Here is a 19,472-nt window from a genome sequence, read left to right as displayed (position 1 = left end):
CACTTTTGGCTCATGATTGTTTTAAAATACAGAATTTTAGTAAATTTAAATTGTATATTACTTATAGATAATTGTACTAGTTTGTTTATGTTTTAATAGGTAAAATGATTGCAAACTCTGTTCCTTGTTCTAATTCTGAAATTACTTCTATTTTACCTTTGTGTTTATCAACTATCTGATAACAAATACTTAAGCCTAATCCAGTACCTTTACCCACTGGCTTAGTTGTGAAAAAAGGATCAAATAGTTTATTTTTAATCTCTGGTGAAATTCCAGAGCCGTTATCTCTTATCCCTACTTTGATATAAATATTATCTATGTTTAATGTATTTATAATAATTTTTTTAGTTTCAACTGAATGAGTTTTTTGATCTAGCAGAGCATCTATCGCATTACTCAGAATATTCATAAATACCTGATTGAGTTGTGCGGGATAACACTCAACTAAAGGCAATTTCCCATATTTTTTGATTACTTCAATTTCTCGTTGAAGTCTATGATTTAGAATTAACAGAGTATTATCAATGCCTTCATGAATATCGACCTCTTTCATTTCAGCTTCATCTAATCGGGAAAAGTTCCGCAAAGATAACACAATTTCCCGAATACGTTGAGCGCCAATTTTCATAGAATCAAGTAGGTTGGGCAAATCTTTTTGAATAAAATTTAAATCAATATTTTCAATATTTTCTTCTATTAAATAAATAGGATTTGGGTATTGTTTCTGGTATAAAGTCACTAGATTAAGCAAATCTTGAGTATAGTCACTAGCACATTCAATATTCCCATAAATAAAGTTAACAGGATTATTAATTTCATGAGCTATACCTGCTACCATTTGTCCAAGAGAAGACATTTTTTCTGTTTGAATTAATTGCCCTTGAGCTTCTTTTAAGTCTTGCAGAGTTTTTTGAAGTTCTTGGGTTCGTTCTTCTACGCGTTGCTCTAAACTTTGACGAGCTAGTTCTAGTTCTTGAGTTCGTTCTTCTACGCGTTGCTCTAAACTTTGGTGAGCTAACTTGAGTTCCTGGGTGTAATCTCCCACCCATTCCACCAATTGATTAAGAGAAGTAGCTAATGTTCCTACTTCATCGTTGCTTGTAATATTAGCTCTGAGTTGGAAATTTGACTCTTCCGTAATTTTTCGGGCAACGTTAGTAACTATTTGTAGGGGACGTGCAATTAATTGACTGGTATATACTGCCAGTATAACTGCGATCGCAGCCGATAGCAGCATACTTCCAACAATAACTTTAATTCTCAATTTTTGGGCACTACTAAAACTAGCATTTGCTTGCTTTTTTTGAATTTCAGCATATCCTATAATCCGAATTAATTCGTCTGACAGCTTCTCAAACTCAACCGAAATATTACCTTCTTGATGAAAAAAAAATAATAGTTGTTCCTGCTTACCTTTTACTTCGTTTGTGGATAATTTATTTTGTTCAATCTGCTGCCAAAAAACTTTTACTTTTTGAGTATATTTTTGGGTATTTTTTTGATAACTATTCAATAAATTTAACAAATCTATATTATTTATTGTCAAATTATGAGGATGGTTATTTATAAATGTTTGTAGTTCAGATAACTGTTGATTAACCTGATTAATTTCGTCGATGAATTTATTTTTTTCAAATTCTACCCAAATATTACTTTCTAATACAGTCACTAACCTTTGTGGATGGAGCCTTACTCTAGTTATTGTATTTTCTAAATTTTTTAATAGAGATTGTTGCTGATAAGATAAATTCAACTGCTCTTGGGCAATAGTTTCGTAGCGGTATGCAATTAACAAACCACTTGTTGTGCCTATAAAAGCAATACTAATTGCTACAGTGTAGCCATAAATAATTTTCTTAGCAATGCTCCAATCATCGCTTAACTGATGAGGAAAACTAAAAATTCTTTTCAAGTATTCTTTCGTATTAATTATCATTAATTTATCGAATAATTTATTATAAAAAGTTTCCCTGTCCGATTTTTTGATAAACTTCACGAATCATATTATAATCAGCATCGTTTGCTAGAACTAACTTGCCTCCTTGATACTTTTGGTTCGCTTTAGCTATGACCAAACTTTGAATTAGTTTATCTTGATGCTTAATCATGCGGGATTGCATATCTGCTATAAAGCTAGATGCAAAATGGTTACTAGCAACAAATACATCATTGGGAAGTAATGGCCCTTTAAATATTACAGAAAAATCTTTTTCAATTAAGCCCTCAGATTCCAGAATGTTTTCGTATCTGTCAGATGCAGTTGCCCAGGCATCTACCTCACCTTTTTTTAATGCTTGTACTCCCTTATCATCCAACATGACAGTTTTGAAGTCAGTTTTTGGATCTAATCCAGCATCTATTAGTAGCTTTGTGGGAGCAATATGTCCAGAAGTTGAGCCAACTGTTCGCATAGCAATTGTTTTATCTTTCAATTGAGATAATAATTTAATTTTGCTATCTGCACGAACTACAATAATGCAATGGTAGTTTGTGCGCTCAATAGCAATTATAGGAATAGCCTTTGCCCTAGAATTTAAAATCAAGTATTCTGAAGGCCCTGCAAATACAATATCTACCTCTCTGGATGACAATGCTGGTGCTGCTGCTGTGGGATTTTCTACAGGAAAAAACTCAACTTTTATGCCTAATATTCCTTCTAATGTAGTGCGAAAAATTCCAAAATCTCGTTTTAAATCTTCAATTCCAGTGACATCTGTAACTGCAAATTTAAGATTTTTTGGTGCAGTTATTGCTATTTGATCTGAGCTATTATTAGTAGAATTTAATCCTGTTGTGCAGCCAGTAGCAAACAGTAGCGAATACCAAAGCAGATTGCGCCGTTTCATAGGTTTGAATGATATTACAAATGTAATTTTTTTAGCTGCTATTTGCTAGTATATATGTCTCCTATGCAGGTTATTGCTTTTTTTTATTCATGGCTTCTGTAATATTACGGAAATAAGTTTTATGGATTTAGTAATTCTATTTGTTGGAAAATATTAGGTGTGTCCCACTTTATAAAAAATACCTAACTATCAGAAATCGCTGCTCATTATTTTGCACATAAAAAAATCGCTGATACGGGTTTTATGAAAGTTTATCGAACAGAATAAAGGCGTCAGTCGTCAGAATGGGCTAAACCTTAGCTATCCGCTAACAGCAATGTTTTCTGTATGACTGACGGATAGCGCAGCGTATACCCTTCGGGATGCTTCGCTTAGAGCGAGTAATCGAGCGTCTGAATAATCGGCGTTTTGCACCTCCACAAAACAAGAAAATTTGGTGGTGCAACAATTCCTGCGTCGGTCTGAATCCCCGACTGATAGCGTTGCGGAAAGCGAGTCTTGTCTACGACACCCTACGCGAACGAGCGTCTTTATTCTGACTCCTGAATTCTGACTTCTGAATTCTTCTTCAAATATGTTCTATTAATATAAAATCTGCTATAAAAATGAGTAAATTTGGCCATAAATGGAGTTAGGAATTAAGAGTTTTTAACTCCTAACTCCTAACTTTTTTACAACTTCAAATTCCAAGCAGCGAAAGCTAAAGCACCCCAACCACTAAGAAAGGCTATACCGCCTAGTGGTGCGATCGCTCCCAAGGATTTAATACCGGTTAAGCTAAGGGCGTACAAGCTACCGGAGAAAATAGCTATGCCAATGAGAAACAGCCATCCACTGGCGATGAGAGTAGGTTGAGGGGACTCGGTACGACTAATTAGTATGGCTACTAAGAAAAGTGCCAGAGCATGATACATTTGGTAACGAGCGCCAGTTTCAAAAATTTCTAGCGATCGCTCACTAATTTTTTCCCGCAAGGCATGGGAAGCAAAAGCACCAGCCGCAACTGACAAACCGCCTAAAATGGCAGCTACGCTCAAAAAAATCTGCGTCATTACACTTAGCCGTAAGTTTATTATTAGTCATTAGTCATTAGTCATTAGTCATTAGTTAATAACAAGGGACAATAACAAAGGACAAAGGACAAATGACAATTAGACATCAAAATGATATGATACAGCCCCTTCTTCGTTCACCTTAAAGTTTGCATTGAATTCTTTAGCTTTTTCATCTAAATATTGTCTGGCGTTGGCTGCGGGTAGTTGTGACTGCATTGCAAAGCCTAAAACAGTTACACGCCCATGATTTTCTTGTAGCATCTCATAAAAAATCGATTGCAAGCGATCGCTATGTTGTTGATTAATCGCCTTTTTCTCCTGCCGACTTTGACGATACAATCCCAATGCTAGCCATGTGCCCAGTGTTAAGGTAGGAACGCCAAAAATTATACCACCAATAGCAGCATTATCATCTTCATAAGTAGTATTTGGTGCGTTAAACTCATACTCGTCTTTGGGTAGTATGATCACTTTACGCGTAGCAAGTTTTTCAAATACCGCTGTTGCTGATAGCGTTACAAACATGAATCCGAGTGTCAGTAGCCAGCCCGCAGCTAATTTTTCAGCAGTCTTCATAGTTTCACTTCAGATTTACACTTTGCTAGCGATTTTAACCTGACTTTCAGAAAGGTTCCAGTATGTCAATCTACTTGGCAAATGCGATATTTACCGATAATAACCCTTGAAATTGTCAAATTGCAGCAAAGTTATACTAGGATTCTCGCATCTATGTATGTTCTATATCCTATAAACCAATACGGTTGAGTTAAGGTTACTGATGTAGATAATTTGTCTTTGAAGACGCGATGAATCGCCGTCTCTACAAGTGTTTTGGGCTTATCTGAACTGTATTGTCCTATAAACTATCTTGCTGCAATTTTAACTTCACTAGACTTCTTGCATAAATCAAAAAAAGAACCCCACCCCGCCTTTGACTTACCTCAAAGTCTCCCCTCCCCGCACGAGGGGCTGGGGGTGGGCTGTTAAGGGACTTTTGCAAGAGGTCTACTTACGTGTAGCTTCCAGCAGACGGGAAAAATAAAAACGAGTCCGAGTCATCGACTCTCGTTGCAACGAAAAACCATTACTTTCTAAAATTTTCATGACATCAGCCTCACGATGCAAATATGCACGAGTGGCTTTACTTGGCCCAGGAAAAAAACTGCCAATTTTCTTGAGTATAGTCAAGGCGCAGGTCTTCGGTGCAAAACTGAGAATTATCCGCGACTGTGCTAAAGAACAGAGGTGAGATATCATCTCATCCGCTTTTTCTTGGGGGTAGTGGATAAGAACATCCAAGCAAATAACGGTATGGTAACTACCACTCAACGATTCCAAATCCTGCACAGCAAAAGTGGGATTTTCACCATTTCCCAAAGTTTCCTTTGCTCTGTCCTTGCCTTCTTCCACCATTTTTTCCGAAATATCGGTGGCATAGACTTTAGCACCATCTACCGCCAGAGGAATGCTGAGACTACCAACACCACATCCAGCATCACAGATTGATAGCTCTGGTAAATTGTTATCAGCCTTCAGCCAGCCGAGAACTGTATCCACGGTTTGCTGGTGTCCATTGCGGATGTCTAGTTGGACTTTGTTGACTTCGCCATCGCCGTAAATTCGCTTCCAACGGTCAAACCCTGTGGAATTGAAATACTCGCGAACAATCGTTTTGTCGTCGGCTGCGTTCATAAACTTTGATTTTTAGGAGTTCCCAATGCTTAAAATTATCATTGATAGGAACCTATAAGAGCGCTCTTCCAGATTTTTCCAGATGATAGTTCACTCATAGGCAAAGATACTTACGTACACAAAGAAGTTAGAATGCCGAATTCCAGCCAGACGAGCAAAAATCAAGCTGTATAATCAACGGGTTTGAAGTTCCATACAAAACAATAAAATTTAGTGTTCTACAACTCGTGGCGGGTCTGTAGTTTGCTTCCGGTAGGATATCACCAACTATATTGATTCTGAATTCTGTATTCTTCTTCAACTTGGGTTTCATCGATTTTAGCTATACCCTTTGCATATAACAGCAAATTACTTCCAAATAAATGAGTAGATGGTGAGACTTATTCGATTGCTCTCCATTGCTTTCGATTACCAAACTTTATGTTTGAATTTCGCTAATTGTTAGCATTATTTTTATCTTTCAATCCTTGTTAAGCTAATATTTGATTTATATAAACAAAAAATTCTATTTTTCTATGGTTTGACGATTGATAAGCGCTCAATATTATCTATATTCATTTAAATATCCATAAATTTTGTAAGTTAAAATTCCATCGATATTTATATCTATGGATGTAAAAAATCCCTCCTTAAGATAGAATTGACATTGCGATCGCAACATTTATCCTGTTAAAAATTTAATGGACTGTCACTAATGAAACTGAGTATACAAAAATTTTAAGTAAGATTTCGTATGCTTATTGTACATCTACCATTTAGGCTGATTGATTAAATATGACACTGAACTCGCTCACAGACAGTCCTATCGTTGCATTTACAATTCTCCTAACAGTAATCTTTACTGTACCTCCTATCTTTGAGCGACTGCGGCTACCTGGATTAGTGGGTTTGTTAGTAGCAGGCGTAGTACTAGGACAGAATGGATTAAAACTGTTAAATTCTGAGTCTGAAACTATCAATCTGCTCTCGGATATCGGCAAGATTTATTTGATGTTTGTGGCGGGTTTAGAAATTGACCTAGAGCAGTTCCGTAAAACTAAAAATCGCTCAATTGGCTTTGGTATACTGACATTCTTAGTGCCACTAATTGCTGGCATTGCTGTTGGACGTTTATTCAATTTTAGCTGGAATACTGCCGTCCTCATTGGTTCTTTGCTAGCCTCTCATACTCTCTTGGCATATCCAATTGTGAGTCGTTTAGGAGTGGTCACAAATGAAGCTGTAACTGTCACGATTGGTGCAACAATTTTTACTGACACAGGTGCTTTACTAGTGTTAGCAATTTGTGTTGGAATTCATGGGGGGCAATTCTCGGCTTTAAGTTTAGCTACTTTGTTAGGTGGATTAGCAATTTATTCTGCTGTTGTTCTGTTTGGCTTTGACTGGGCAGGAAAAGAGTTTTTTCGTCGCTCTGGGGATGAACAAAGTAACCAGTTTTTGTTTATATTACTAGCATTGTTTTTGGCATCTGTTGGAGCGCAGGTAATTGGAATTGAGAAAATTGTTGGTGCATTTTTAGCAGGTTTAGCAGTTAATGATGTTCTCGGACGTAGCCCTGTCAAAGAAAAAATTGAGTTTATTGGCAGTGTTTTATTTATTCCATGTTTCTTTGTGGACATGGGATTATTGATTGATATTCCTGCATTTATAAGAACTCTCAGTTCAGTTTGGCTGACTGTGGTAATTGTAGTAGCTTTGATTGGCAGCAAGTTTATTGCAGCATTCTTAGCCAAACTGTTATACCGCTACAATACGGCAGAATTGCTAACGATGTGGTCATTGTCACTTCCACAGGTAGCAGCCACACTAGCAGCAGCCTTAGTTGCATATCAAACGGTAAATCCTGCTGGTGAACGCTTAATCAATGAAGGTGTTTTAAACAGTGTGATTGTCCTCATGCTGGTGACAGCAATTATGGGGCCCATAATAACAGCACGATTTGCTTCTGCGTTACAGCTTTCTCAGACAGATTTTGAAACAGATAGTTTGACAACTTGGTGGGAAAGTAGTGAAACTCAACTAGTAGAACAGAAGCCATATCCATTTACTGTAGTAGTACCAATTTACAACCCCCAAACCCAGCGCTATCTCATAGAAATGGCAGCATTGCTGGCTAGTCATGAATCTGGAAGAATTGTGCCATTAGCTATTACTAGAGCGCATATTCAGATGGACAATCCGCAATTAGTAACAGCACTTGATCACAGTCAGCAAAGATTAAGTTTAGCTAGAGAAATCAGTCAAGAATTTGATGTAGAAGTTTCACCTGCAAATCGGATTGATGATGATATAGCTTTGGCAATTAGCCGTACCAGTCGAGAACAAAATGCTAGTTTAATAGTGATGGGTTGGTCGCGGACAACAGGTTTACGTGCCCGCTTATTTGGTAATGTCATTGATAGCGTGTTTTGGTCTTCTCACTGTCCGGTAGCAGTCACACGCCTATTGAGCAGTCCCAAGACAATCAAAAGAATTCTTGTACCAGTTGGAGACTTAACGCGCCAAACCATCGGCGCTTTACGGTTTGCTCAAATTTTAGCTGATGTTAATCAGGCGGAAGTTGTGCTGTTACACGTATGCGATCGCAAATCACCCCCGATTCGGGTCGAAAAATTTGTGTCTCAATTGTCTGAAATCGCTTCTAAAAGCCAGTTACAGGTGAATACCAATATCCAAACAATCAAGGGTGATGATGTTGCTAGAGTCGTAATTCGGGAAGCTGAGGCGTTTGATTTAGCAGTATTACGTTCCGTCCGTTATCGCACAGCCGGGGGATTAGCCGTTAGCGAAGTGACAACGCAGATGATTCAAGAATTGAAGTGCTCAATTGTGGTGTTGGGAGAGCCTCATTCCTAATATTGGAGTCAATTTAAGTAAAAACAGTTGCGATCGCTTTTGGCTCAGTAATGGGAATCGACAAGAGCGATCGCATCCAGCAGTCACGCACATTAATTTTAACCAAGTTCTTGATTATAAGTAGTTCCACAACTATTAATAGTCAATACTTAGAGTTCTAATAAAGCGATAATCTTTTCGCAACACACAAGCAAAAAGTCATAAATTATACAAGTTTAAAATATTACATTATTTAATTACATTTGTACAAATTCAGGTAAATGCAAGGACTTAATTTCTTTAGAGAGTTTTTGCAAGACAACCATCAAAACACCCAGTGAAAAAGTAGGAAAAGTAGGATAAATAGATAATTGATCTCAGCGCTTACTATCAAGCTAGTATAATGTAACTTGGTAAGAATTCAGGAGTCAAAATTCAGAATGAATTCTGTATGACTGGCGGTGCTTCGCAGCGTAAAGCCTTCTCTTTCAGAGACGCTAACGCGAACGGCATGGCTTCGCTTAGAGCGACGAAGAAGCGTCTGAATAATCGGCGTTTTTGCACTCCCACAAAACAAGAAAATTTGGTGGTGCAACAATTCCTGCGCCGATCTGAATCCCCGACTGTAAGCGAAGTGTAAAGCGAGTCCGCGGTAGTGAGTATTTTCGAGTCGCGTCTTTATTCTGACTCCTGAATTCTGACTTCTTCTTCAATAATTCTTATGAACTCAAAGGATACTCAGAAGAAATTAAGCATGAGTGTTTAGAAATGTAAGTCATATAGGACTCATATTTGATTTCTGAAAAAACTCAGTACAACTAAAAAGCCTTCTTTCCTGTTGCCTGTAGCAAGATTGCCTATTGCCTGTCTACGCAAATTCGTTCAGAAATCAAAGCGGATTCCTATATATTATCTCAAGTGTGGTTCAGTACGACTCAAGATGTGAGGTACAAGTCTCATTGTAGCGATCGCCTGATTCATATTTTGATTCAGCAACGCCAAGATTTAGATCCCAAGCAACCAACAGCAGTGACACTTCTGGGACTGCGTTTAGTCATCTGGAAACCCAAATCATCAAATAAACCAACTGATACTCACAAAATGAATATACTAATCATCCTGAGTGAAGTCATATTTTTAATAACTATTTTCTTGCTGTTTAACTGGTTAATTGGCATAATCTTCAAGCAAGTTACTAAAGTTTCATGGCTTCAAGGAAAAGCTGCAAATATCACTTTTCTGCGCCGCAGCATCAGTAAAATTTTAATTTTCATTTGTGTAATTATGTGTCTGGCGCTGGTTGGCTTGAATGGGATGGTGATTTATCGAGGTGGAAACATTCAGGAATTTCAACTTAATCTAATTCGCAGTCTTCCTACCCAATTTTGGATCAATATTTTTACGGCAAGCTTGAAAAGTGTTAGTTTGCTATTGCTAGTTAAATTTAGCATCCCACCATTAAAGCGGAGTATAGATTGGGTCTGCGATTACGCAAAGCAAGCCGATCAAATAAAAGCTAACGATGAGAGTATTGAGGCTTTTTTTAAAGTCTTAAAAAGAATCATTATTCATACTTTGTGGATATCTTCTGTTATTCTATGTGCTAAATTTCTCTATATCCCAGAAGTTGTTCCCAAATATCTTTACATTGCTTTAAAAATATACATTATAATCACAATTGGTTTGCTCATTATTAAAGCTGTTGCTACCATTGTTGATACTCTCGATGCACTGAGCCTTAAATACTCTAGTTCTAACAATCTACTACGTTTATATGAGCGTTTACGCAACTTAATTCCCCTCTCCAAAAAATGTTTGGAATATGTTCTCTATGTTGGCATAGTAAATCTTGTTGTTCCAGAAATAGAACCTATCGCTTGGATAAATGCTTATACCCCTAGAATTGTGCAGATTATTGGGGTTTATTTTATTAGCAATGTTTTGATTGAAGTCGTTTACTTTATCCTGGATGAGTTCTACTTAAAAACTACAGATTTAAATGACTCACAGCAACAGAAACGGCTGACTCTGATTCCCTTAATACGGAGTTTTGCCAAATATTTCATCTACTTCACTGCCGGAGTTACTATACTCAGGCTGATTGGCATTGATCCTGCCCCTATCTTAGCAGGTGCGGGAATTGTGGGTATAGCAGTTGGTCTTGGGGCACAAAACCTGATTAATGATGTTGTTTGTGGATTTTTGATTTTGTTTGAAAACTATTATTTGGTTGGTGATTATGTCGAAGCCGGGAAAATGGAAGAGAGAAGTGTTGAGGGGATTGTAGAAGCGATTGAACTGCGAACCACTCACCTTCGCCATCCTGATGGTCAATTGCAGATTATTCGTAATGGAGATATCGGATCAATTGTCAATTTCTCTAAACAGTATATATATGCAAGGGTGGAAGTTAGCGTTTCATATAACTCCAATTTAGATCATGTGTATAGAGTCGTTGAGAAGGTAGGACAGCAGTTAAAAGCAGATGAACAAGATGTTCTAGAACCTACCCGCGTAGCTGGACTAGAACACTTTGGTGAGAATAATCTATTGCTGCTGACACTGACAAAAGTCAAGCCTGGAAAACATCTTCATATTCAGCGTGTTCTCCGCAAGATATTGAAGGATACTTTTAGCCAAGAAGAAATTGAAATTTGCGGTTTTTCTAAGAATTGATACTATCACTCTAAAAGAAAAGAGCATCATCAGATGCACCAACGTGTAATTTTTTGTGAATTTTCTTCTGTACTAATACCAATTCAATTAATGATTGCAACACATCCTTGGGTAAAGACGCGATGAATCGCGTCTCTACAAATGGTCTATTTGTCGCATTCTTTTTTCAAATTGGTATAACTCATTCAATTTCTGATAATTTTCTTAAAATGGTTTTTGTGCGCGGTGAGAACTGGCTTTGGAAAAGGTCGAAATATCTACTTCAAATCCGGTGTTATACCAAAAACTATGAATATTTCGACAGTCATCATATTATTTTAATCATCGATTTTTTCACGAGAAAAAATGCTGCTTTACCACATCTAGGCGTGAACATTTCCAATAATCGATATGAGAGACAATCAAACCATCAGAGTTAAGTCCTAATTCACTCCAACCAGGAATAGAGATTCGTGGCTTCCAGGGGAGAGGAGTATTCCAACTGAGTGTCCACTCAGTTTTTATTGTCTCTCCTAAACGTTGAATATTATGTAAGTCCATCTTGGGATCTAAAAACCAAGTTTGGATAAAATTAATCATTTCTTTGTAACGTTTAACACCACGAAATTTATTCAGCGGGTCTTTAAAATAAACCTCTGGAGCGTAAATACTGTAAGTTTGATTGATGGGGAATCTTTGATAGTCTTCTTTGAGGATTTCAATGATATCCATGATAGATAAATATATCTGTAAATTGCTTTAATCGGAAAACTTAAAAATTGGAATCAACCCTCATTCCATAAACGTTCTAACTGACGCCGCCAAGCAGTTAAGACTTCTTCTCGCCCTTTTGCGGATGAGTCTATTTCGCCCATCATTCCTTCTGCGTAAAAGCGTTCTAAACTTTGCATAGTAGCTTGTAGAGATTGTCCTTGCTGTTTTGCTGCCTGAATAATTTGCCGGATGCGGCTTTCAATTAGTCGATTAAAGACATTATCTAATCCAGCCTGATAGAGAGATACAAGACGATTGATTGCATTGGATAAATCTGCACTTACTAAAGTGCTACTGTTATGTTGAAATACCCCCCAAATTCCCCCTTCATGCAAAGCATAACGTACTTCTTGAGTGTCATCAAAGTTGGCTTCTAGGAACTGTTCTAAAAATGGTTGGGCTTCTTGAATGGGCAGAATAGGTAGTAAAATTCGCAGCCAAGTATTATCTTCGGAAAGCAGCACCAATAGCCGAAAAGTAGAAGTGTCTACTTGCCACGATCCAGGAGCAATGCCGACAACAGCCGATGTACCAAATAATTCTGTGAGCGTACCCGCAATTTCTTCAGGTGTCATAAGCTTTTATTTAGATATAGCCTCTAGATTAGCGCAGAGGTGCATCAGCTGATTCATGTTGTGCTGTTGTACATTCACGGTTGCTAAAAATCCTGGCAGATATAGCGCTAACCTTTGGGCCTCCCAGATCGGGAGGCTTTTCTATGTTCCGCAGACTTACACGCCATTCTGCTTAAACCATGCCAAGAGACGTTTCCAACCTTCTTTAGCTTCTTTCTCGCGGTAGGAGGGACGATAATCGGCAAAAAATGCGTGGGGTGCATCGGGGTAGACGATGATTTCAGATTTGCTGCTGCTGGACTTTAAGCGATCGCGCATCTGCTCTACTGTATCTAATGGAATACCTGTATCCTTCCCACCATAGAGTCCGAGAACTGGAACTGTCAGTTTTGATGCAATATCGACGGGATACTTGGGTTGAAGTTCAGTAGCATCGCCCACGAGTCGCCCGTACCAAGCCACACCAGCCTTCACCTTGGGATTGTGGGCTGCATATAACCAGGTAATGCGGCCGCCCCAGCAGAAGCCTGTAATCCCCAATTTGTCGGCATTACCCTTAGCTGATTTCACCGCCCAGTTTACCGTAGCGTCAAGATCGGATAACACTTGAGCATCTGGAACTTTGGCAACAATTGGGCGAATTTCGTCTATGCTGCTTAATTTCAAGACATCGCCTTGACGTACAAATAATTCGGGTGCGATCGCTAAATACCCCAACTGAGCAAAGCGGCGAACGACATCCTGAATATGCTCATGGACACCAAAGATTTCTTGGATTACCAGGACAATGGGAAAATTGTCACCAGTAGCAGGTGCTGCTCTGTAAGCAGGGATTTCGCCATCTTTAACGGGAATTTTCACCGCACCAGCTACCAGCCCCTTAGCATCAGTGCTGATGACTTGGGCAGAAATGGGTTGCACTGCCAAGGCAAAACCCGTCGCCAGAGTGGTTGTTGCGATAAATTTGCGGCGTGTTATTTCTTTCATCATCTCTACCTTGAATTGGCGAAAACTTTATTGTTGCTTATCCGTACAGTACTACAATGAGATATACTACGGTTTACCCATAAGTTTACTGCAATACTAGCTGTCTTTGCTACTTCAGTTTTCGCCATCAAGAGCGATCGCCTCATTTTTCCCGATTTATCCCAATACCCTTGGGTTAAGGGCAACTGGCAAAAATTTTGGGTTTTCGAGACGCGATAAATCGCCGTCTCTACAAGTGTTTTGGTCTTATCTGAACTGTATTGAGATTTATCCCAACATATCAGGAGTTTGCAGCCAAAACAGGACTGTACAAATCATCGATTTCTAACAACCGAATGCTGTGGATAGTGACTGGTTTTGTCCAAGGTGAGTTGAGAATGTCTAAAGGTAGAAGTGTCTGTAATAATCGCCAGAATTGTGGAAGTAATCGATGTAGAAACTAGCGATTCTTTTGGTAGAAGTATTTACTGTCCCCCAAATAATCAGATAAATTTTATGCCGTAAAGCTGGAATCTCCAGCGAACTAATTAATCAAAATCTTTCAAGATAATGTGTTTTTTTAAGTCAAAACTGATAACACCTTGCTCTTGTAATTTGCCCATCAATCGTGTAATTGTGACTCTCGTAGTACAGCAGGCGCTAGCAATATCTTCGTGAGTGAAGCGAACACTTAGGCGAGTACCTTCCGGCACAGTTTCACCCACTTCTCGTTTCAAAAGTTGTAATAGATGTTGCAAACGCTCTTGTACCCGTCGTTTTCCACAAATGACTAAAAAAGATTCTGTTTGCTGTAACCGCTGATTAATTTTTGGTAAAAGAGTATGACTCAGATTTGGAGAAGCTGCTATCTCTGACGCATAAATTGACACCAACTCAACATCCGATAGGGCTGTTGCTTGGTAAATGTTTAAAGATGTCAAACTAGAGCCAAAAACCATTCCTGCTGTTGCCAATCCTATTAGCAGTTCTTCACCAGTTTCACTGTAGGTACTGAGTTTGACCAAACCCTGACAAACATACCAAATTACTAATGGGTTGAGGGGAATAGTTTCTCCTTTAGAGTGTTTATGTATGGGACGAGTATTGAAAAGATCGTTGTCATTCTTAATTGTTACTGATTTAAGCTGCTGGCGATCAGTAATATTACGCACTATCCAACGCAGAGAAATTGCTTTACCTTGGTGATTGCGGACAACTGCCACTGTCAAAGCTGCATCAAAAAACTCGCCATAATGTTGTTGTAAACGTACCAATAACTCTTGAACTCTGTCTGATTGGGATAGCTGCACGAGTTCGTTGCGAATCTGCTGACGTTCTTCTAAAAGGACAAAATTAATCATTGGTTTGCCCACCAAAAAATGCTTTGAAACATTCAGCAACTTAGCTGCGGTAAGATTAGCTTCTTGGATGATTCCTTCTGTATTAGTTACTAAATAGCCGTCTGGGGCCAACTCGAATAATTCTTGATAGCGTTGGCGTTCCGCTTCTAACCAATCCCGTGTTTGTAATAGTTCCTCATTTTGCTGATACAGTTCCTCCGCCGCTAATTGTACTATCTTTGAAGTGTTATAGAGTTCCTTGAAAGCTTGTGGCAGAAGATCCGCGGGAATCCAAGGTAATACATTCGCAGTTTGGTATAAATCTGCTAAACGCTTATGCAATGCTTCTGCGCGTTGGATAAATTTTTCTACGTTCACCTTAAATTCCCGCTACTTGCTTGCAGAGGTTGAGCAAAAAATCTGCTAAATAAATTCTTGGAAAAATTGCAGCATTCCCAATTTTGCTGAATGAGAAATTTAACTAGTTGTAAACTGCAATTGTTATTCAATTGAACTTATAAAATACATTTATTTTAGGTTTTTGACAATTTATGTCCTATAGCACTACAGATGGGCCAGTCTTTTAAATGAAAGGTGTCGCATTCAACCTAGATGCTCAAAGTAAATTGAATCTAGGAAATTACAAGGTGTCCATTGAAAACTTTTCGCCACTCAGATGCTTTTTACAAAAAAGATTACGGCATATTGCGAAGTATTACTTCTACCTCTGGTGGGAAAATTTACTCGACTCAGCTAAATAGGATCACCAAATCTGCTGATCTAAGAATTATGCTAATTAGTGACTAAACTGTTCAGCCAGTCCAGATTATAACTAATAGATAAATGAGATAAGATACCACAGTCGGAAAACTCCGAATCTCAACCTTAATTTCTCACGATTGTTTAATGATAATTGTTTCCATTTTTACCTACGATAACTGATCAGACTTTCTCCAACTTCCATCACAAGAATCAAGGCACTACTACCAAAGATATAGAACCTAAGTTAAGTTTCTTTGTGATCCTGAATACGTTCATTATTCTTGAAGAAGAATTCAGGAGTCAGAATGGGCTAAACCTTAGCTATCCGCTAACAGGAGTCAGAATAAAGACGCTCGTTCGTGTAGCGTGTCGTAGACAAGACTCGCTAACGCTTCTCTACGAGAGGCTCCGCCAACGCGAACGCTATCAGTCGGGGATTCAGACCGGCGCAGGAATTGTTGCACCACCAAATTTTCTTGTTTTGTGGGGGTGCAAAAACGCCGATTATTCAGACGCTCCTACGTCGCTCTAAGCGAAGCCATGCCGTTCGCGTTAGCGTCTCTGAAAGAGAAGGCTTTACGCTGCGAAGCATCCACCGCCAGTCATACAGAACTATATATAGGAATCCGCTTTGATTTCTGAACTGATTTGCGTAGGCAGGGAATAGGCAATAGGCAATAGGCAATAGGCAACAGGAAAGAAGGCTTCTTAGTTGTACTGAGTTTTTTCAGAAATCAAATATGAGTCCTATATACTATTCTTTTTAACTTCTAAGTTGCACAGGCATAGCTAAATAGGTCATTTTCAAACCACCCAATGGTGTAAAAATCACTGGAGTTAGGCTTTGATTTAAATGCATTTGAATTTCGGAAGATGGTAACTCTTTCAAACCTTCCATCAAATATTTAATGTTAAAAGCAATTTCAATGTTTTCCCCAGAAATCTGTGCCGGCATTGACTCTCTACCACTGCCCACATCTTGAGCTTCACATGATAAGGTAATTTCCTGAGCTTCGCTATCAATACTGACCTTGACAATATTATTTTTCTGATCAGCTAGTACGGCAATCCGTTCCAAAGTGCTGACGAATTGTCGCCGTTCAATTGTGACTTGTCGCTCAAATTGGCGGGGGATTAATTGTCGATAAGCAGGATATTGCCCTTCTAATGTGCGACTAGTCAAGCGTTGATTTTGCCATGCAAACACAACTTGACCTTGATCGAAATATAAAGCTACAGATTCATCTGATGAGGCGCTATGAGCTAGCATTCGTTGAAGTTCGCGTAATGCTCTAGCTGGTACTGTCACTTCTAGTTGAGTAGTTCCGCCTAGAGGACGCTCGTTGCTAGTTTCTACCACTGCTAGGCGATGTCCGTCGGTAGCTGCAAATTCTAGGGTATCTTGTTTAACTGTTAAATGTACTCCCGTAAGTACTTGCTTGGTTTCATCACCACTCGTAGCAAACAATGAACCCCGTAATCCCTCAATTAATGCAGCAGTGGTGAGATTGATTACTTCGGTATTTTCAATTACAGGTAGTTCGGGAAATTCTTCAGGCCCCATTGCTCGGACTTGATAATGTCCACTCTTGGGTGTGAGTGTAACTATTAAACCTTCTCCACCGGGTGTTGCACCTGTGAGGGCTGATTCATCGTCTAAAGTGATTTCGCCTTCTGGAAGACGAGAGGTAATATCTACAAGTAACTTAGCAGGAAGTGCGATCGCACCTCCTTGCCATACCTCTGCGTTAAAGCTGGTGCGGATTCCCAAGCTGAGATCAAAGGCTGTTAAACTTACCTGGTTAGTTTCAGCATCCGCTTGTAGCAGCACATTGGCAAGTACTGGATGAGTTGGTCGTGAAGGCACTGCACGACTTACGAGTGAGAGATTTGTACTGAGATCGCTTTGGGAGCAAACTAATTTCATAAGTCAGATTCAGCTGGTGAAAGATATCCTAACACCCTTATTGCTCATAGGCGATCGCTGTTTTTGAGTTAGTCCGTAGGCGTAGCCCCAATCCTGGATTTCTTCTAAGAAACTTCTTGTGCTGTGGGGTTAACGATTAAATCGCAACCGATTTTTTGAGCGGCTTTCTTGAGGTGATTAATCATGCGCTGCTTGTGTTTTTGTTCGTAGGAATCAGCACCAGGGTCTTGATAAAGCTCACCAGTAGACCACAGGTGATAAAAAATACGGGCTAACTTATGGGCAGTGGCAGTAATCGCTTTAGGAGCGCCAAGTTGAGCTTTTTTACGACGATAGAAAGCACCGATTGCAGATTGGGAACGAATCAAGGAAAGAACTGCAACCCGAAACGCAGTGGCCGCACGATTAACAACTAACTTTGCGGGTTTGAGAACTAAGAGCTTTACCGCCACTAATACGACTACCAGGACATAACCCTAGCCAGGAGACAAAATTTTTGGCACTTTTAAAACGTTTTGGATCGAGTCCAACTTCAGAAATGATTGTTTGCACTGTTAGAACATCTAAACCATCAATTGAGGTAAAATCAACACCGCTAATACGGTAAAGGTGAGAGCGTAAGTCGAAGTTGGGTGCATTACGCCTTTTGTTTTGACTTTTACGAGTAATCTTCAGAGGTGGTTGATCTTGATTTTTATCTTCAAAGCTCTCAAAGCATTTTTGGATTGCTAAGTCGCATTTTTCAATTTGGGCAAGGTATGTTTGGTACAAATACAGTTCTTGAGAAAGAATAAATATATGTTCTGGACGATAGTCTCCGGTTAAAGCAGCTTCAATATCTGCTTGTGTGCTTTTTACACGTCGGTCTCGATATGTAGCTAAAACTGAAGGGTCTCGTTCTCCGGCGATGATTGCTTGGATAATTTTGAGTCCTGTCACACCTGTAATATCGCTTAAGACTTGATGTAAATGCAGGTTCATCTCGGATAAGGCTTTCTGCATTCGTTGGATATGGGTACTGCTACTACGAATCAGATTATCCCGTTGGCGTATATAGCTGCGTAGCACGCATACTTGGTCATCGGGTCGAAACGAGCCTGATAATAAGCCGTAGGTATGTAATTGTTGTATCCATTGGCAGTCAAGTACATCGCTTTTACGTCCCGGTACTGTTTTGATAAAGTGGGCATTTACTAGCTTGACTTCAAACCCTTTGGTTTCTAGTATTTGAAACACTGGTATCCAGTAGACTCCTGTCGATTCCATTGCTACGGTTGTGATTCCACACTCCTTTAACCAGTCAGCTAGGGCATATAAATCCGATGTAAAACAGCTAAAACATCTGACGTGTTCTTCGTCTCGTCCTGCTGGTATACTGACCCAATGTTCAGATGCTCCAATATCAATTCCGGCTGCGTTTAGATTTATTTGTGCCAATTCTTCGATATTTTTGAATTGGATTTTTTTACCTTTTGCTCGCTTTCGTTGATTTTGCTGCTTTGACATCCTGAAGAACCATTTATTTATTCAAGAGTGAAAGTGTACCCTGACCTGGACTGCGAGAAATATGTAATTCTTCTAAACGGGATAGTACGCTTAATTCAGCTCCTTCACCAATATTCTGTTCGCTATAGCCCAGAACCACGCTCACAAACGGGCAATAAAGCACCATTGAAAATTCGGTTTTAACTGTCAGGGTACTTTTTGAGGATACCGTGCTTTTTATCCCTGTGAATTTAGTTTCTTTTATATTTGTGGAGGGGAAACGAAGTCCCTCCTCAACCGCTCACAAGCGAGAAATAGCCCTGGTGTGGGGAGTGTGGGAGGCGCTGCGTTCATTGGTGTCAACTTAAGCTAGAAATAGCTTCGCTGCGGGCTTCATAACCCGCCAGAGAATGAATTCTCTGGCTCATAGCTAAAGTCTACTGAAGTAGACTGAATATTTTTGGGGATATCTAGTCATCTGAAGATGACTTTAGCTATGAGACAGGGATTTACAATCCCTGGCGGACGTGCGGTTTCGCGTTAAGTTGACACCAATGAGC

12 protein-coding genes and 1 pseudogene are annotated in these 19,472 nt (G+C 39.2%); 2 read left to right on the top strand and 11 right to left on the bottom strand.

Going from position 1 to position 19,472, the window contains the following annotated elements; translation table 11 throughout:
- Positions 1–85: 85 nt before the first annotated feature.
- From A4S05_RS31740 to bchM, 5 genes are all read right to left on the bottom strand, one after another.
- Positions 86–1,996, bottom strand: a complete 1,911-nt coding sequence (locus tag A4S05_RS31740; RefSeq protein ID WP_256091303.1) for a sensor histidine kinase — start codon at positions 1,994–1,996, stop codon at positions 86–88.
- The gene (gene phnD / locus A4S05_RS31735; RefSeq protein WP_069073750.1) at positions 1,956–2,846 is read right to left on the bottom strand and encodes a phosphate/phosphite/phosphonate ABC transporter substrate-binding protein; all 891 of its coding nucleotides are present in this window, start codon (positions 2,844–2,846) and stop codon (positions 1,956–1,958) included. The genes A4S05_RS31740 and phnD overlap by 41 nt, the downstream gene beginning before the upstream one ends.
- Before the next feature lie 671 nt (positions 2,847–3,517).
- On the bottom strand, positions 3,518–3,898 hold the full coding sequence (locus tag A4S05_RS31730) for a DUF423 domain-containing protein (RefSeq protein ID WP_069073749.1): 381 nt from the start codon (positions 3,896–3,898) through the stop codon (positions 3,518–3,520).
- A 99-nt stretch (positions 3,899–3,997) separates the two neighbouring features.
- Entirely contained in the window at positions 3,998–4,477 is a 480-nt protein-coding gene (locus A4S05_RS31725) for a hypothetical protein (protein ID WP_069073748.1), read from the bottom strand.
- A 429-nt stretch (positions 4,478–4,906) separates the two neighbouring features.
- Positions 4,907–5,593 (bottom strand): magnesium protoporphyrin IX methyltransferase, encoded by a 687-nt coding sequence (bchM, locus tag A4S05_RS31720; RefSeq protein ID WP_069073747.1) that lies wholly within the window; start codon positions 5,591–5,593, stop codon positions 4,907–4,909.
- A gap of 774 nt (positions 5,594–6,367) precedes the next feature.
- Between bchM and A4S05_RS31715 the strand changes: the two genes are divergently transcribed.
- Together A4S05_RS31715 and A4S05_RS31705 are read left to right on the top strand one after the other, a co-directional pair.
- A complete protein-coding gene (locus A4S05_RS31715; RefSeq protein WP_069073746.1) occupies positions 6,368–8,449 on the top strand; it encodes a cation:proton antiporter domain-containing protein in 2,082 nt (693 codons plus the stop codon).
- Positions 8,450–9,529: 1,080 nt separating this feature from the next.
- Complete coding sequence (locus tag A4S05_RS31705) at positions 9,530–11,104, top strand: mechanosensitive ion channel family protein (protein ID WP_069073779.1); 1,575 nt, start codon at positions 9,530–9,532, stop codon at positions 11,102–11,104.
- A gap of 333 nt (positions 11,105–11,437) precedes the next feature.
- Here the strand turns inward: A4S05_RS31705 and A4S05_RS31700 are convergent, their stop codons facing one another.
- The 6 genes and pseudogenes from A4S05_RS31700 to A4S05_RS31675 all read right to left on the bottom strand — a co-directional run bounded on the left by A4S05_RS31700 (position 11,438) and on the right by A4S05_RS31675 (position 18,933).
- Complete coding sequence (locus A4S05_RS31700; protein WP_069073744.1) at positions 11,438–11,815, bottom strand: C6orf136 family protein; 378 nt, start codon at positions 11,813–11,815, stop codon at positions 11,438–11,440.
- Between the two features lie 53 nt (positions 11,816–11,868).
- Positions 11,869–12,432: a leucine zipper domain-containing protein gene (locus A4S05_RS31695; RefSeq protein WP_069073743.1), complete on the bottom strand. Its 564-nt coding sequence runs from the start codon at positions 12,430–12,432 to the stop codon at positions 11,869–11,871.
- Positions 12,433–12,588: 156 nt separating this feature from the next.
- Positions 12,589–13,419: a dienelactone hydrolase family protein gene (locus A4S05_RS31690; RefSeq protein WP_069073742.1), complete on the bottom strand. Its 831-nt coding sequence runs from the start codon at positions 13,417–13,419 to the stop codon at positions 12,589–12,591.
- A 527-nt stretch (positions 13,420–13,946) separates the two neighbouring features.
- Positions 13,947–15,116, bottom strand: a complete 1,170-nt coding sequence (locus A4S05_RS31685) for a PAS domain S-box protein (protein ID WP_069073741.1) — start codon at positions 15,114–15,116, stop codon at positions 13,947–13,949.
- A 1,147-nt stretch (positions 15,117–16,263) separates the two neighbouring features.
- The gene (gene dnaN / locus A4S05_RS31680) at positions 16,264–17,427 is read right to left on the bottom strand and encodes a DNA polymerase III subunit beta (protein ID WP_069073740.1); all 1,164 of its coding nucleotides are present in this window, start codon (positions 17,425–17,427) and stop codon (positions 16,264–16,266) included.
- Between the two features lie 104 nt (positions 17,428–17,531).
- Positions 17,532–18,933: pseudogene (locus A4S05_RS31675) on the bottom strand (IS110 family transposase).
- Between the last annotated feature and the right edge of the window lie 539 nt (positions 18,934–19,472).

The sequence above is a fragment of the Nostoc sp. KVJ20 genome, from assembly GCF_001712795.1.
Lineage (GTDB): Bacteria > Cyanobacteriota > Cyanobacteriia > Cyanobacteriales > Nostocaceae > Nostoc.
The sequence above is the reverse complement of the archived record's forward strand: the minus strand, read 5'-3'. Positions and strand labels throughout refer to the sequence as shown.